This is a genomic window from Paraburkholderia sp. CHISQ3 (assembly GCF_030464945.1).
In the GTDB taxonomy this organism is placed as follows: domain Bacteria; phylum Pseudomonadota; class Gammaproteobacteria; order Burkholderiales; family Burkholderiaceae; genus Paraburkholderia; species Paraburkholderia megapolitana.
Window position 1 is genome coordinate 23,964 of record NZ_JALPRG010000012.1, and the last position, 15,897, is coordinate 39,860.

14 protein-coding genes and 1 pseudogene are annotated in these 15,897 nt (G+C 63.9%); 7 read left to right on the forward strand and 8 right to left on the reverse strand.

Translation table 11 applies throughout. The features are described 5' to 3' along the window. Window positions 1–104 precede the first annotated feature (104 nt). A pseudogene (locus tag M0D65_RS25565) lies at window positions 105–255 on the forward strand (AMP-binding protein); the annotation flags it as partial. Window positions 256–294: 39 nt separating this feature from the next. On the opposite strand, the gene M0D65_RS33190 reads toward M0D65_RS25565, so the two are convergent. Together M0D65_RS33190 and M0D65_RS25580 are read right to left on the reverse strand one after the other, a co-directional pair. Then, a complete protein-coding gene (locus M0D65_RS33190) occupies window positions 295–1,092 on the reverse strand; it encodes an SRPBCC domain-containing protein (protein WP_308076709.1) in 798 nt (265 codons plus the stop codon). 128 nt (window positions 1,093–1,220) lie between these two features. Next, on the reverse strand, window positions 1,221–2,141 hold the full coding sequence (locus M0D65_RS25580; RefSeq protein ID WP_266255095.1) for a DMT family transporter: 921 nt from the start codon (window positions 2,139–2,141) through the stop codon (window positions 1,221–1,223). A gap of 103 nt (window positions 2,142–2,244) precedes the next feature. Here M0D65_RS25580 and M0D65_RS25585 point away from each other — a divergent pair, with 103 nt between their 5' ends. Then, window positions 2,245–3,159, forward strand: a complete 915-nt coding sequence (locus tag M0D65_RS25585) for a LysR substrate-binding domain-containing protein (RefSeq protein ID WP_266255096.1) — start codon at window positions 2,245–2,247, stop codon at window positions 3,157–3,159. Window positions 3,160–3,388: 229 nt separating this feature from the next. Here the strand turns inward: M0D65_RS25585 and M0D65_RS25590 are convergent, their stop codons facing one another. The 6 genes from M0D65_RS25590 to M0D65_RS25615 all read right to left on the reverse strand — a co-directional run bounded on the left by M0D65_RS25590 (window position 3,389) and on the right by M0D65_RS25615 (window position 11,285). Continuing rightward, window positions 3,389–4,447 (reverse strand): ABC transporter ATP-binding protein, encoded by a 1,059-nt coding sequence (locus tag M0D65_RS25590; RefSeq protein ID WP_266255097.1) that lies wholly within the window; start codon window positions 4,445–4,447, stop codon window positions 3,389–3,391. 72 nt (window positions 4,448–4,519) lie between these two features. Continuing rightward, window positions 4,520–6,127 carry an iron ABC transporter permease gene (locus tag M0D65_RS25595; RefSeq protein WP_266255098.1) on the reverse strand — a complete coding sequence of 536 codons (1,608 nt, stop codon included), beginning with the start codon at window positions 6,125–6,127 and terminating at the stop codon, window positions 4,520–4,522. Beyond that, window positions 6,128–7,159: an iron ABC transporter substrate-binding protein gene (locus M0D65_RS25600; protein WP_091017701.1), complete on the reverse strand. Its 1,032-nt coding sequence runs from the start codon at window positions 7,157–7,159 to the stop codon at window positions 6,128–6,130. A 62-nt stretch (window positions 7,160–7,221) separates the two neighbouring features. Continuing rightward, window positions 7,222–8,523, reverse strand: coding sequence for an iron uptake transporter deferrochelatase/peroxidase subunit (gene efeB / locus M0D65_RS25605; RefSeq protein WP_091017703.1), 1,302 nt, complete (start codon window positions 8,521–8,523; stop codon window positions 7,222–7,224). A gap of 2 nt (window positions 8,524–8,525) precedes the next feature. Further along, window positions 8,526–9,677: a hypothetical protein gene (locus M0D65_RS25610; RefSeq protein WP_091017705.1), complete on the reverse strand. Its 1,152-nt coding sequence runs from the start codon at window positions 9,675–9,677 to the stop codon at window positions 8,526–8,528. An 87-nt stretch (window positions 9,678–9,764) separates the two neighbouring features. Next, the gene (locus M0D65_RS25615; protein WP_266255099.1) at window positions 9,765–11,285 is read right to left on the reverse strand and encodes a carbohydrate porin; all 1,521 of its coding nucleotides are present in this window, start codon (window positions 11,283–11,285) and stop codon (window positions 9,765–9,767) included. Window positions 11,286–11,624: 339 nt separating this feature from the next. Between M0D65_RS25615 and M0D65_RS25620 the strand changes: the two genes are divergently transcribed. From M0D65_RS25620 to M0D65_RS25640, 5 genes are all read left to right on the forward strand, one after another. Then, window positions 11,625–12,455: an arylamine N-acetyltransferase gene (locus M0D65_RS25620; RefSeq protein ID WP_266255100.1), complete on the forward strand. Its 831-nt coding sequence runs from the start codon at window positions 11,625–11,627 to the stop codon at window positions 12,453–12,455. Between the two features lie 3 nt (window positions 12,456–12,458). After that, window positions 12,459–13,136, forward strand: coding sequence for an isoprenylcysteine carboxylmethyltransferase family protein (locus M0D65_RS25625; protein ID WP_266255101.1), 678 nt, complete (start codon window positions 12,459–12,461; stop codon window positions 13,134–13,136). A gap of 296 nt (window positions 13,137–13,432) precedes the next feature. After that, window positions 13,433–14,290, forward strand: a complete 858-nt coding sequence (locus tag M0D65_RS25630; RefSeq protein ID WP_266255102.1) for a transporter substrate-binding domain-containing protein — start codon at window positions 13,433–13,435, stop codon at window positions 14,288–14,290. Window positions 14,291–14,389: 99 nt separating this feature from the next. Beyond that, window positions 14,390–15,112 carry an ABC transporter permease gene (locus tag M0D65_RS25635; protein WP_266255103.1) on the forward strand — a complete coding sequence of 241 codons (723 nt, stop codon included), beginning with the start codon at window positions 14,390–14,392 and terminating at the stop codon, window positions 15,110–15,112. 16 nt (window positions 15,113–15,128) lie between these two features. Beyond that, entirely contained in the window at window positions 15,129–15,887 is a 759-nt protein-coding gene (locus M0D65_RS25640; protein WP_266255104.1) for an ABC transporter permease, read from the forward strand. Window positions 15,888–15,897 lie beyond the last annotated feature (10 nt).

The following is a 15,897-nucleotide window of genomic DNA, read 5'->3' on the forward strand; positions in this document are numbered from 1 at the left end:
ACGAGCGGCCGCCGCTAAGGCGCTGCGCTGACGCATCGAAATATCGTCAATAACGTGGGATTCGTTGTGGAAGTGCCGAGCCTCTCCGACGCAGATGCGCTTTCGACAAGCGTGCGACGATGGTCGGACGGAGTCCGCGTCATCGGGAGATCAAGCTCGTGAATGTGGGGGGACATCGTGCCGGTCGTTGCAACCGGCGAACTGTGCAGGAAGGGTTATTCGGTCATGCAGGACTACCAGGACGACGAGCGGACGCACGGGGATGACATAGCCATCCCCGTATCGGCCAGTGCGTCAGACGCAGCTTTGCGGTCCGTCCGGCATATAAGCCAGCGAGCCCGGCGTAGTCAGCAACTGCCCGGTTTCCAGCAACGTCTTGAGACCGGACAGCACCATCGGCCAGCCGCCATAGAGTTCTTCGCATGCCCCTTCGCGCATCTGGTCGTGCGTGACGGTGAGCCTGCATGAATCGCCGACCGGCTCGATCTGCCAGGTCACACGCGACGTACCTTCGGCCTTCGCCTGGTCGCTCCACAGCGCACGAAAACTCTGCACGAGACGCCGCGGCGGATCGACTTCGAGATTCTCGCCTTCCGCAATGATCGGCATGTCCGAGCGGCTCGCGCCGGCCGGCGCTGGCGGCCGCGCCTCGTGGCGCGAACCCGGTGTGTAGTCCGATTCGACCTGCAGGCCGAACGTGTATTTGGCGCGCAGGTCAGTGCGCGTAATGGCTTCCCACAGACGCTCGGGTGTCGTCTTGATATAGATCTCGTAAACCTTTTCCATTGTCTTCTCCAGTTCGTCTTTCAGGTCGCTCAGCGCCGTCACCCACGGCTCTGCGTACTTGCTTACCCAGCGGTCATGGATGAGCCGGATGGGGACCGCATTCAGAAAATGCAGCTTCTCGCGTCCTTTTTTCCGGCTCACGACAAGCCCCGCTTCTTCGAGCACTTTCAGGTGCTTCATGACGCCGAAGCGTGTCATCGGCAAGCGCGCTTCGAGCGCGCTCAATGTCTGCCCGTCTTGCTTGAACAGCTCATCGAGCAGGCTGCGGCGGGTCGAGTCGGAAAGGGCTCTGAATACGTCGTCCATGGAGCGGATAATAGGTGACCATTTGGTCACATGTCAAGGCGATTTGGGACGATAGATGTAGAAAGGCCGCTGGTCCTTGTGGGAGCAGCGGCCGGCGGGTTGGTGGTGCGAGGGGCGCGGGAAGGCTGTTACTCCGCCGGTCGCCGCACCCGCCAGCCATGCCGTACAACACTCACGAGCGGCCAGCCAAGATTGACGCCGAGGCTCGACACCACGATCAGCGCCATGCCCGCGAGTTGCGGCACCGACAGCGCGCGGCCGTAGACGAGCGCATCGACGGCGATTGCAGTCAGCGGATAGACGAACAACAGAACGGCGATCACGGGCGTGGTCAGCTTGGGCAATGCCCCGTAGATCAGCACATACGACAGCCCGGTATGCAGCACGCCCATGCCGACGAGCCAGAACCACTGCTGCGGCCCGATATGCACGGCGCCGAGCGGTGCGATGAACGGCAGGCACACCACACCAACGAGGCACTGCGCGAGTGTCAACAGATGCGGGCGCAGATCGCCGAGGCTCTTCGCGATCAGCGTCACGCTTGCATAGAGCACGGACCCGGCGAGCGCTTCGCCGATTCCGATCAGATAGCTCGAATGGCCCTGCAGATTACCGCTCGTCGCGACGCCCGAGGCGAGCACCAGCCCGACGAACGCCGCCGAGATCCACCCAAGCCGGTCGATGCCAAGCCGCTCGTGAAACAGCGCCGCGCCGATCAGCACGACCCAGAACGGCTGCACATGAAACACGACGGTCGCGACCGCGATACTCGTGCGATGGATCGCGTCGAAGAAGCCGACCCACTGCGTGACCATCAGCACGCCCGACACTACCGCCAGCACGACGGTACGCCGCGTGAAATGGCGGCGCGCGAAGAAGCCCTTCCACGCGCAGTAAGCGGCCAGTGCGAAGAAGCCGAACAGGCAGCGAAAGAACACCATCGACAGCGCATCGAGTCGCGCTTCCTCGACGAACACGCCGATCGTGCCCATCAGCAGTCCGCCGCTGGCAAGCGTGATGGCGCCTTGCTGGCGCTCGGTGAAAGACATGAACACTCGACTCCGCAACGATAGACCGATCGAGTATCCGTGACTTGTAAGCCGCCGACAAACGAATTAAATTTAGAAATTCCATAAGCTGGATTGATAAATCATGCACCCCGAATTCGACATCGATTTGCTGCGCACCTTCGTCGCCGTGGTGGAAACGGGGAGTTTCACGAAGGCATCGGTGGCGGTGCACCGGTCGCAGGCGGCGGTGAGCATGCAGATCAAGCGGCTCGAACGGATGCTCGGCACGACGCTGTTCGCGCGCGACACCCGCAATCTCGCACTGACGCGGCCGGGCAATACATTGCTCGAATACGCGCGCCGCGTGATCGATCTGCATCAGGAGGCATGGGCCGCAATCGTGCGGCCCGAAGTGACGGGGCGCGTCGTGCTCGGTGCGCCGGACGACTATGTGTCGTCGTTGCTGTCGCCGGTGTTGCGGCGGTTCTCGAATCTCTATCCGCACGTCGAGATCGAGATTGTCTGCGCGCAGAGCACGGCGCTCGCGCCGATGCTGGCCGACAACAAGATCGACCTGGCGTTCGTCACGCGCGACCGCAAGCTGCACGGCGAATTCGTGCGCAGCGAACCGATGGTGTGGGTGGGTTCATCCGATGAACCGGCCGTGCTGGCCGCCTCGCCGCTGCCGGTTGGGCTGTACGAACCCGGTTGCGTCGCGCGTCTGCATACGCTCGCCGCGCTCGATGCCGCGAAGATCCGCTATCGCGCAGCGTACAGCAGTGCGAGCCTGCTCGGTCTGGTCGCCACCGTCGATGCGGGTCTGGCGGTGATTGCGCTCGCGCGTTGCAGCGTGCCGGCGCGGCTCGCCATTCTCGGCGAAGCGCAGGGGTTGCCGTTTATCGAGCCGCTTGAAATCGTTGTTGCGCGCAGTGCGAAATCGGATCGGCCGACCTGCGATTATCTGGCTGCGCAGATGGTGCAGGATCTTGCGGTGCGCGCGCAGACGCGCGCCCAGCCGGCGCAGGAGACTGCATCGCGCGACAACTTGCCGATGTGAATCTGCCGGTGCAGTGAGGGGAAAATACGGCCAACTGTGCAGATGCCCGTGCTTATGCGGTTTTCGAAATCGCCTCGTGCAACAACCCGCCGATGTGAGTCGGCCGAAGCGAAAACCTGGAGATGAGATCAACCACGTGGATACCCGCGCTCACGCGACGCACGAAACTGTGTCGCGCCACAGCCCGCTGCATGTCTGAATCTGCTAGCGCAGAGGACAGGATACGAGATCAACCGCGCGGATACGCTGTCGCATCGCCATCGACAGTAAGCGTGACCCGCTCACCCAACTGCGGACTACGATACCCCGGCACACGCGCACGCACGACGGTGTGCGCGGCCGACTGCATCTGCAGCGTCACCGCGGCGTCCTGCCCTTGAAACACCACATCCCGCACGATAGCGTCGAAGCTCGGCGCACCACTTGGCGCGACCTCATGCGCATGCAGCACGCGGATCTGCTCGGGCCGCACCATCACATCGACGGCACCGTCGGCGACCGGCACGGACAGCGGCAGCGTACCCAGCTCGCAGGTTGCACTACCGCCGCGTGCATCGCCGGCAAGCAACACCGCTTCGCCGACGAACGAGGCCAGCTCGCGCGTCACCGGCTGCCGGTAAAGCGTTTGCGGCGTAGCGGTCTGGATCAGCTTGCCGCGCCAGAGCACAGCCACTTCGTGCCCCATCGACAACGCCTCCGATTGATCGTGTGTCACGAGCACCGCAGTCGCGCCTGCCGCGGCAAGCGCCTGCGCGACGGCCTGGCGAGTTTCGAGGCGCAGCGCGGCATCGAGCGAAGAAAACGGCTCGTCGAGCATCACGAGCGTCGGCGCTGGAGCAAGCGCGCGAGCCAGCGCAACACGTTGTTGCTGACCGCCCGAAAGCTGTTGCGGCGCGCGCGTCGCGAACGAAGCGGGCAGGCCGACCAGTTCGAGCAGTTCGGCCACACGATGCCGCGCACGCCGCTGTGCGCGCGGCAAACCGAACACGATGTTGTCCGCCACCGACAGATGCGGAAACAGCGCACCTTCCTGCGGCACATAGCCCACGCGCCGTTGTTCGGACGGCAGATGCAGACCGTCGCCGACCACACGTCTGCCATCGATCTCGACCGTGCCGCCGTCCGCGCGTTCGAAGCCGCACAGCACACGCAGTAACGTGGTCTTGCCGCTGCCCGACGGGCCGAGCAGCGCGAGCAGCGTGCCGCGTTCGACGGACAGATCGATGCCGTGCAGCACCGGGTGACCGTCGAACGATTTATGCAGCCCGCGGATACGAAGTTCGCTCATGTGAATCCGATCAAATTGCAGAAGGCCCGATATCGCTCATGCGCTCATGCGTTCACACACTCAGCCAAGCGCTCATGAGCGCTCGCCTAGCAGCGCCGAGCGACCAAGCAGCGTAAACAGCAACCCCGATGCGCACAGCGAAATGCCGGTCAGCAACGCGGCATACGGTGCGGCGGCAGCGAACGCCATGGTCGACGTATCGGACCAGACCTGGGTGGCGAGCGTGTGGGTATCGATGGGCGAGAGCAGCAGCGTCGCGTTGAGTTCGGTGACGACCGAGATGAACACCATTGCAGCCGCCGCGCCAAGACCAGGACCCGCCAGCGGCAGCAGCACACGCAATACCGTCTGTGCCCAGCCGAGACCCAGCGCCCGCGCCGTCTCTTCGAGCCGTGGCTGTGCCTGCATCAATGCGGCACGCACGCTAACGAGCGCGAGCGGCAGAAACAGGATCGCGTACGCGATCACGAGCAGCGCCGCGCTTTGATAGAGCGGCTGCAACGCATGCACGGCGAGCGACACGATAGCCAGCGCGATCACGAGACCGGGCACGCCTTGCGCGATGAACACGGTGCGCTCGAACAGCGTCGCGAGACGACCCGGAAAGCGCACCAGCAGAAACGCGAGCGGGATCACGAGCACGGTGGTCAATACGGCGGCAGCGAGCCCGAAGCCCAGCGACGACATCGTCGCGTTGAACAGCAGTTCGGGCGAGACATCGGCGGGCGTCACGGCGGCGGCGCCCGGCTGCGTGAGCCAGAAGCCAATCATGCCGAGCGGCACACCGAGCGTAGCGATCGCAAGAGCCGCGAAACCGGCGACCACGAGCCAGCGCCATGCGCCAAGGTCATAGCGCAACACGGCACGACGAGCGCCACGATCGACGCGCTCATAGCGCGCCGCACCGCGCACGCGAAATTCGCCGGCAAGGCACACGAGACACATTCCGATCAACAGACACGCGAGCACCGACGCACCGCCGCCGTCGAAACTGGTGCGGTACTCGGCGTAGATCTCGGTGGTGAAGGTACGAAAACGCAGCAGCGTGAACGCACCGAATTCGGACAGCACGCCAAGCGCAACGAGCAGCATGCCGCCGAGCAACGCGGGCCGCAGTTGCGGCAGCACGACGCGCATGAACGTAGCGACGCGACCGCAGCCAAGCGCGCGTGCGCTCTCTTCGAGGGCAGGGTCCATGTTGCGCAACGCGGCGGCAACGGGCAGGTACACGAGCGGAAAATACGCGGACGTGATGACGAGCAGCGCCCCCGCGAAATCCTGTAGATCGAGGCTGAACGACACCCACGCATAGCTCGTGATGAACGCGGGCATCGCGAGCGGCGCTGCGCTCAGCACGGCCCAGAGACGACGCCCAGGCAGACGCGTACGTTCGACGAACCACGCCACAGCCGTACCGATCACGGCAGAAGCAAGCGTTGCCGATACGGTAATCAGCAGCGTGTTGACTAGCAGTTCGCCGACGAGCGGCCGGAACACGAGATCGATGGCATCGGAGAGCCCGAAGCTTGCTGCGCGCCAGAACGTAAACGCAATCGGCAGCAGCACCAGCAATGCGCTGAGTGCCGCTGCCGCGAACAGACCGCGCGGTGCCCGCGCGCGACTGCGCGCCGCGACCGGTGGTTCGACGGCCGGGATGCCGGCCGACGCGGCGTCGCTCATTTACAGCAAACCGGCCTGGCGCAGCAGCTTGCCGGCCTGGCTGTCGTCGCCGAGTTGCTCGATCGTCAGGGCGGGCGGGCTCAACTCGGTGAAAGGTTTGAGGATCGGGTCCGGTGCAACGCCTGCATGCAACGGATACTCGAACTCGACGTGGCTCTTCGCGACCAGATCCTGCGCGCGTTCGCTAACCAGATACGCGATGAATTTCTGCGCACCGTCCGCGTTGTGCGCGGATTTCAGCACGGCCGCACCCGACACATTGACGAGCGCGCCCGCATCGCCATGACCAAAGTGATAAATCGCGCTGCGGGTTCCCTTGTCGCCGATCTCGGCGTGCAGACGGGCCCAGTAGTAGTTATTGATAATGCCGGTCGCAACCGCGCCACGATTAACGGCAGCCACCACGCCTTCGTCGTCGTCGAAGATCTGCGAGTTTGCTTTCAGGCCTTTGAGCCACTGTACCGTTTGCGCTTCGCCCTTCAGTGCGAGCACGGCGCTCACGAGCGGCAGGAAGTCGCCGTCGCTCGGTGCGATGCCGACCTTGCCTTTCCACTCGGGCTTCGCGAGATCGAACAGCGACTGCGGCAACTGCGCGGGCTGAACCTTCGTCGTGTTGTACGCGAGCACGTTTTCACGCGCCGTGACGCCGACCCATGCGCCGGTCGGCGAGCTGTAGCGTGCGGGAATCGTCGCGAGCGTCGCCGGATCGATCTTGCCGAGTAGCCCCTTTTCTTCGAGCAGCATCAGCTCCGGCGAATTCTCCGTGAAGTACACATCGGCCGGCGACGCCGTGCCTTCCGCGACGATCTGCGCGGCGAGCGCCGGACCTTCGCCGCTGCGGATCTTCACCGAGATGCCCGATTCCTTTTCGAAGTCCTTCGCCAGCATGTTGACGACCTGTTCGTGCTGCGCGTTGTACAGCACGATCGACGCGGCATGCGCGGACAGCGGCAATGCGCCGACGGCAGCAAGCGTCAGACTGGCGGCGGCGCCGAGCACACGCAGGCGAGTGCCAAACGAGGAGTGAGTCATGGTCGTAGCGTTCCTTCTTCAGATTCAGATGATGGTGTCGGTTCGTAGGGTTGCGCGTGCGCTCAGGTCTCGAACAGTCCCGCGCCGATAAACGACCCCTGGCGCGCGCCCGGCGGACACGCAAACACCGCGCTGCCGATATGCGTCGTGAACTGGTTCATCAGATCGAACTTCGAGAGCTTCTCGTTGATCGGGATGAAACCGGTACGCGGATCGCTCTGGTGCGCGATGAAGATCAGCCCGGCGTCGTATTCGGTTTCCTGGCGCCATGGCGGCCAGCGCTCGATGTAGAAGTTCGTGCCGTCGTTGTACGAGTACGAGCGCCGCAGAATCTGCGCGCCGTTGTTCGAGGCGTGATTCGACAGCCGCACGTGCGAGTTGTCGGGGATCACGTTGTTGCCGTCCTTGTCCTGCGCGTCGAGATTGACTGCATCGAATTCGTTCTTCTGGCCGATCGGCGCGCCGCTGTATTTGTGCCGGCCGAACACCTGCTCCTGAAACCCGAGTTCCATCTGGTCCCAGTGTTCGAGCGTGATGCGAATACGGCGCACGACCGTGTAGGTGCCGCCTTGCATCCACGGTGTATCGGCAGAGGTGGCCCAGACGAACTCGTTCATCAGCGGCGCGCTTTGCGTCGATGGATTGTTGGTGCCGTCCTTGAAGCCCATCAGGTTGCGCGGCGTCTGTCCGCGCGGACCGGACAGGAAACCTGCCTGGCCCCAGCGCATCTGCGCGATGCCGTAGGCCTGGCGCGCCAGTTGCCGCGCCGCGTGGAATGCAACCTGCGCATCGTTGGCGCAGGCCTGGATGAACAGGTCGCCGCCGGTTTTCTCCGCCACCAATTGATCGCCGTTAAAGCGCGGCAGATCGACGAGCGCGGCGGGGCGGCGCGAGGCGAGGCCGTAGCGATCCTTGCCTTCGTGCGTGAAGAGCCCTGGGCCGAAACCGAACGTGATCGTCAGGCCGGCGGCGCCGAGGCCGAGTACGTCGCCGGAATCGGGCGCGGATTTGTCGTCGGCGGTTTGCAGCGATGCGGCGGGCGAGCCTTGCGTCATGCGCGCAGCGGCGTCGGTCCATGTGCGCAGCAGGCCGATCAGGTCGTCGCGTTTTTCGGTCGTCAGATCGAGCGCTACGACGTACGTATGGCTCTGCTGCGGCGTGACGATGCCGCCTTGATGCGGCGCGAAGAACGGCTCGACCGCCAGTTGCGGATCGTCCGCATGCGTCTTGCCGAGCGCCGCTTGAGCCGCCGCCTGCGCGACCCCTACGGTGCCGAGACTCGCACCGGCCGCGACGGTCGCCGCGCCTGCCTTCAGAAAACCGCGTCGCGCGGGCCGTGAGGGGGGAGAGGAGTCGTTTGCCATGATTACTTCGCCAGTACCAGCGTGTTCACGTCGTCCTGCACAAAATAGAAACCGTCGCCTTCGGGTGTCATCACGATGCCGAACAGGTCGCCGTTGCCAGGCGGCGATTGTGCCTTGTCGGTGTCGATCCAGCGTGCGTAGAGCTGCTTGCCGCTCGCCGGATCGATCTCGACGACCTGACCGTTCAACGCGTTCGTGACGAGCAGGTGGCCGTTCGGCGCGGTGACCATCGCGAGCGGACGGTGCAGCAGGCCATCGGCGGTGAGCTGACGGCCGACGCCCGCACTGGTGTCGCGTGTCATCGGATCGTCGATTTCGTTGACGCGGTTGCCGATTGCGTCGGACACGTACAGCAGTTTCTGATCCGCCGACAACGCGAGCCCGGTCGGCCCGACGAGGAACACGCCCTTATCGGCCTGCGCGCCGAAGCCGCTGCCGACCACGGTTTCCTTCTTCACGACTGGCGCCTTGCCTTGCGGAATATCGAGGTCGAGACGCAGCACGGTGGCCTGCTTGAAGACCGGCGGATTACCGGTCGCGGCGCCGACGCCGAAGCCCGCATTGCTGACGAACAGCGTCGCGCTCGTGCCGTTGTCGACGACGGCCATGTTGCCCCATGGGTCGTTGATATTGGGGCTGGCGATGGTCGATGCGATCTTGCCCTGGCTGTCGAGCACGATCAGGCAGCCGGCGCCTTTTGTGCCGGTGGTGCCGTCGTTGCTCGGCGTGCTGCCGACGATCACCCAGCCGGACTTCAGCATTGTCATCGCGGTAGACAGGCCGATGCCGCCCGGGCAATCCTTCAGGTCGCGCGGGATCGTCGCGAACAGCGTCATCTGCTTCGTGTCGGGGTGATAGTCGACGATCGTGCTGCCGGTGCCTTGCAGGTTGGTCGAGTTATTGAAGTTGTCGACCAGCACATCGCCCTGTTTCACGGTACCCGCCGAGACCGGCGCGACGACGAGCGCGTACGGGTTCTGATCGCCGTTGTCGGGCACCGTGTTGATCAGCGTCGTATGGTGATGCAGGGTTTCGAGGAAGCCCTGCGGTTCTGCGTACGCGGTGGCAGCGGTGGCGAACACAACTGCACCGGTCGCGAGAGCGAGAACAGTGCGGGCGGAGCGCGACGAAAGCTTGCGCGTGAGATGTTTCATATGAGTCTCCGTGCCTGCGCACAAAGCGTTAAATGCGGTCATGATCGAAGCGTAAGTGCGTGATAAATCATGGCGACCAAAGGGCGCTTAGAACGTAATGTTAGTGCGCACGCCGACAACAAACGTGTTGCGTAGCGGCTGCGTCGGGTCGCTCGGGTTCTGACCGGCACCGGCGTTGAACGTGTATTGCGCGTCGCCCTGGACCTGCCACCACGGGTTGACCTGGTATTGATAGGTCGCTTCGAGCGTGGTTTCGCTGGTACGTACGCCGTAAGGTCCGCCGCTCGCTGCGAGCGTGTCCTGGTCGAGGTCGTGAATACCGTTGCCGACCTTGATGAAGGTTGCCGCGAGACCGACGCTGTCGTTGTCGCGGCCGGCGAACGGCGCTTTCATCACGATGCCGACGTTGGCGGCGAGGCTCACGAGATTGCGGTCGCCCGGTGCGCCCATCACGCGTGCGAACACGCCGATGCTGCGCGGCTCGTCGGGGTCCGGGCGCCAGATCATCTGGTCCGCGACCGCATAGATGCTGTAGTTACCGTGATGCTGGCTCGCGATGCCGGTCGATGCCGGGTTGGCGAGCGACAGGCCGGTATTGTCGAGATGCTGGTCGGCAAAGCTTTCGTTGTTGTACCAGATGCCGAGCTTGTAGGTACCGGGCAGCGCCTTCGAACCAGTACCGACCATCTCGCCGTCCGCTGGCTGGTTGATCGAGTACTGCAGCTCGCCGATATACAGCGCGCCGTTATGCAGATTGAAGTTCGTCCCGCTGATGTTGTTCGGATTGTTGCCGAGCGGATCGCCGTCGAACACACCCGCGAGCGCGGTCAGCGATGGCGTGATCTGGCCGCGCACGCGCACGCCGAGATCGGCGAGCGGATACGCGGGGCCGCCCGACGGCATGTCGTACGACGGCAGCGCAGGCCAGCCGAACATCGTATTGACGAACAGCGACGCGTACTGACTGGTGATGAATTCCTGGTCGATACTTTGCTGACCGACCTTGACGTCGATACGCTTGTTCAGGAACGACTGCTGGTACCACAGCTCCCAGAGCCGCGTCGTGTCCTGCGCCTCGATACCGGATGCGGTGTTTAGCGTACCGAGCTTGTTGGCGCTCAGATTCTGCCCATGAATATTCAGCGCACTGACGTTGAAGAGACCGCCCGGCAAACCGAATGCCTTCTGCGTGTCGACCTGGACCGTGGCGGTCGTGAGGCCGTCGTAGTCGCCGCCGGTGTGCAGACCGCCGCGCAGGTTCGCGAGGTATTCGCTGGTTTCGGTCAGCGCGAACGTCACGCCGTACTTGCCGAGCCACGGCCGCAGACCGCCGATGTCGCCGAGCAGGGTCTGGCGGGACCACGTGCCGGTCCACTGGCTGGTTTGCTGCGCCTTGATGTTCAGGTCGGCCTCGGGGGCTTCGGGCGTGGCGTCCGGATTCGCTTCGGCGAATGCGGCGTGAGCCGTCAGCGCCGAGCACGCAAACGCCACATACAGCGCGATCTTGCGGAGCGACGACAGCGGCCGCGCATGCAGCGGCGAGCGTCGCGCAGGACCCGGACGCACACGTGCAGGCGCAGCGTGTCCAGTGAACAGGGCGAGTTTCATGTGAATCCCTTCGGTGTTGTTTTATGACTGAACCCGACAGTTTGCCGGCGGCTTTGAAAGCCTCGATTCAGTGGATGGCCGGACCGGGTTCGCGACGTCCGATGCGGCGATTGGCGCCATCGTACGCAGGGGGAATATGCCCGTCAACATAAATGAGAACGATTCGCATCTACTTTACGGGGTGTAATCTTTGAGCTTATTTTTCGCTGTCGTAATGCTTTCGTTATGCCTTCATATGGGTTGTCCGAAGCGCAGTGCGCTTGCTCGCTGCGTCCCGGCGCTATGATGGATTGCTGCCAGCCGGTGCGTCCCGCGCCGGGGCAAAAGAGGACCGCCACGATGTCGTTTACGCTCGATCTCGACCGTTACTTTTCCCGCATCGGCTACACCGGTCCGCGCACACCGACGCTCGACGTGCTGCGCGAACTGCAGCGCCTGCATGCCTATACGATCCCGTTCGAGAATCCCGATCCGCTCACCGGGCGCCGCGTGCTGCTCGATCCGGCTTCGATCGTGAGCAAGCTGGTCGCGCGTCGGCGCGGCGGCTACTGCTTCGAGCAGAACGGGCTGTTTGCCCGCGTGCTGATGCAACTCGGCTTTCGCGTCACACCGTTGATCGCGCGCGTGCTGTGGGGCCGCGAGCCCGATGCGGTCACGGCGCGTACGCACATGCTGGTGCGTATCGATCTCGACGACGGCCCGTGGATCGCCGATGTCGGCTTCGGCGTGGTCACGCTCACCGAGCCGCTGCGGTTGATAGCGGGGCAAACGCAGCAGACGTCGCATGAAGCGCTGCGTGTTAGCGACGCACCGAACGGCGCATTCGATCTCGAACTGCGTTCCGGCGATGCGTGGATGAAGATCTATCGTTTCGACTTGCAGCGCGCCGAGTGGATCGACTACGAAACGGCGAACTGGTACACGTCGACCTTTCCCGAGTCGCTCTTCGTCACGCAACTGGTGGTGTGCCGCGTGCAGCCGCACGGCCGGCTGACGCTGTTTAACGACCGCTTCACCGAACGATCGAAAGATGGCCGCGGCAGCGAACGCACCCTCGGCAGCGCCCGCGAACTGGAGACCTGCCTGCGAGATGCATTCGGCCTCGATCCCGGCGACATCGACGTGGCGTCGATCTATGAACGTGTCAGCGATCTCGCGCCAGGAGTGTGACCGATGATCGTCCGGATGTTCGCGCAGACCTTCGTTTTCCTCGTCGGCATGGGCGTGCTGATGTTCGGTGCGGCCGGCACGCTCGCATGGCCGGGCGCCTGGTGCTATCTGCTGGAACTCGGCGCACTCAGCGTGTGGCTTGGCCTGTGGCTCGCACGGCATGATCCGGCGCTGCTCGCCGAGCGGCTCGGTAATATCGTGCAGAAGCAGCAGAGCCGCTGGGACCGGTTCTTCATGTCGAGCGTCGCGATCGTATGGCCTGTGTGGCTCGTCCTGATCGCGTTCGATGCGCAGCGCTGGCGGTGGTCGGCGGTGCCGGTGTGGGTAAATGTTATCGGTGCGCTCGGCATCGCCGTTTGCGTCATTGCTACGCGTTCGGTGTTTCGCGCCAACAGCTATGCCGCGCCCGTCGTGAAGCTCCAGACCGAGCGCGGTCACAAGGTCGCCGACACCGGCCCTTACGCGCATGTGCGCCATCCGATGTATGCCGCCACCATTCCGTTTTTTGTCGGCACGCCGCTGCTGCTCGGCTCGTGGTGGGGGCTGGCGTGTGCGCCGCTGCTGGTGGCGGCGCTCGGTTACCGGGCGGTGCTCGAGGAACGCATGCTGGCGGAACAACTCGACGGCTATGCGGCCTATGCCGCCCGGGTGCGATACCGCTTCGTTCCCGGCGTCTGGTAGCCGGGTCGGCTCCGAACCTCCCGTGGCGTTGCCCGGGCCGCGCTCTGCACCTTGCATGAACCTGTCTAGACAAAACGCACCATCGCAGCGCACGCCTGCACCGGCCAGACTCATCCGGTCGATCTGAAATCCTCTGCTAAACCCCTTGTTTATAGGGCTTACCCGGACGAAATCCATTTTTTCGAGATTTCTCCTTGCGGCGTTTTTTTTACTCGGGCAAGCTTGTCTAGTCAAATTAGCTGGGGGCGAGCGATCGTCGAGCCGGCTGCCGGCAACCTCAATCACGGAGATTCGCAATGGGCAAGCGCAGCACGTTGGCAAAGGCATTGATCGGCGTCGTACTCGGCGCCTCGGCGGTACTCGCGGCACCCGTGCACGCGAAAGACTGGAAGACGGTGACGATCGCACTCGAAGGCGGCTATGCACCGTGGAACCTGACCTTGCCGGGCGGCAAGCTCGGCGGCTTCGAACCGGAACTGGTCGCGAACCTGTGTGCGCGCATCCAGCTGCAATGCAATCTGGTCGCGCAGGACTGGGACGGCATGATTCCCGGCTTGCAGGCCGGCAAGTTCGACGTGCTGATGGACGCGATCTCGATCACGCCCGAGCGCGAAAAGATCATTGCGTTCTCGCGGCCGTATGCAGCCACGCCCGCTACGTTCGCCGTCGCCGATACGAAAGTGCTGCCGAAGGCCGCGCCAGGAGCCGCGCAGGTCAAGCTGACCGGCGACCCGAAGACCGACCAGGCCACCGTCGATCCGTTGCGCAAGCAACTGAAGGGCAAGTCGATCGGTATCCAGTCGGGCACTGTCTATACGAAGTTCATCAACGACAACTTCAAGGACGTCGCGACGATCCGCGTCTACAAGACTTCGCCTGAGCGCGATCTCGATCTGGCCGCGGGCCGCATCGATGCATCGTTCGACGACGTGACTTACTACGCGGCGAATCTCGACAAGAAAGAGACGTCGTCGATCGTGCTGGCTGGACCGAAGATCGGCGGTCCGATCTGGGGCCCGGGCGAAGGGCTCGCGTTCCGCAAGCAGGATGGCGATCTGCGGACGAAGTTCGATACGGCGATTGCAGCAGCGATGGCCGACGGTACGGTCAAGAAGCTGTCGGAAAAATGGTTCAAGACTGACGTAACGCCTTGATGGCTCGATGTCGTGGCGCATCGCGCCGCACGTGGCTGCGCGTGCGGTGGTCGTCGTAGTTACAGCAGATAGACATGACGCAGTGAAGGAGACGCACGCATGACTCTGATCGAGATACTCGGTTTCGGGCCGGACGGATGGGGCGGCGTGCTGCTGCTCGCCGCACTGATGACGGTCGCGCTGACGCTCGCGGCGCTGGCAGTCGGCGCGGTGTTCGGCGCACTCATCGCCGCCGCGAAGCTATCGCGCTTTCGCGCCGCGCGCGTGCTCGGCGATCTGTACACGACGGTGTTTCGCGGTGTGCCCGAACTGCTCGTCATCTATCTGTTCTATTTCGGCGGCTCGACGCTCGTCACCACGATCGGCCAGTGGTTCGGCGCTGAAGGTTTCGTCGGTGTGCCGCCGTTCGTGATCGGCGCGCTTGCGGTGGGGATGATCTCCGGCGCGTACCAGGCCGAGGTGTATCGCGCCGCGGTGCTCGCGGTGTCGCGCGGCGAACTCGAAGCGGCGCGCGCCATCGGCATGCCGACCTTCACGATGGCACGCCGCATCCTGATTCCGCAGATTCTCCGTTTCGCGCTGCCTGGCATCGGCAACGTATGGCAACTGAGCCTGAAAGACTCGGCGCTGATCTCCGTGACCGGCCTTGCCGAGTTGCTGCGCCAGAGCCAGGTTGCAGCCGGCTCGACCCATCAGTATTTCGTGTTCTTCTGCGCGGGCGGCGCGCTGTACCTGCTGATGACCGGCATCTCGAACCGCGTCTTCAACCGGGCGGAAGCGCGCATTGCGCGGTCGTTCCGTCGCAACTTCGCGCGCAACTGAACGGGACGCCGCCATCATGTCATTCGATTTCGACTTTCTGTTCGACACGCTGCGACAACTGCTCGCAGCCGTGCCGACTACGCTTGGGCTGTTCTTTTCGTCGCTGGTCGTGGGCGGCTTGCTGTCGCTCGTGATCGTCACGATGCGCGTCTCGCGCCACTGGCTGCCCAACCGTTTCGCGCGACTCTACATTCTCGTGTTCCGCGGCTCGCCGCTGCTGATCCAGATGTTTCTCGTCTATTACGGGCTCGGCCAGTTCGGTGTGATTCGCGAGAGTTTCTTGTGGCCGATGCTGCGCGATCCGTATTTGTGCGCGGTGCTGTCGCTGGCGCTCTGTACCGCGGGCTATACCGCCGAGATCATTCGCGGCGGCCTGATGGCGGTGCCGGTCGGCCAGATCGAAGCCGGTTATTCGATCGGCCTGTCGGGCATCGCGCTGCTGCGTCGCGTGATCGGTCCAATTGCGTTGCGCCAGTGCCTGCCCGCGTATTCGACGGAGGCGGTGCTGCTCGTCAAATCGACGGCGCTCGCGAGTCTCGTCACGGTGTGGGAAGTGACCGGCGTCGCGCAGCAGATCATCCAGCAGACTTACCGCACCACTGAAGTCTTCATCTGCGCCGCACTGATCTACCTGTTCCTGAATTTCGTCATTGTGCGGGTGCTCGGTGCGCTCGAATGGCGTCTGTCGCGGCATCTGCGTGCCGCGCCTGCCAACGTCAAGCAATCTGTTGCCGCGGCTACGCCGCCCGCTGAAATCCGCCGCGCCGCGCGCTAGGCGATTGCCC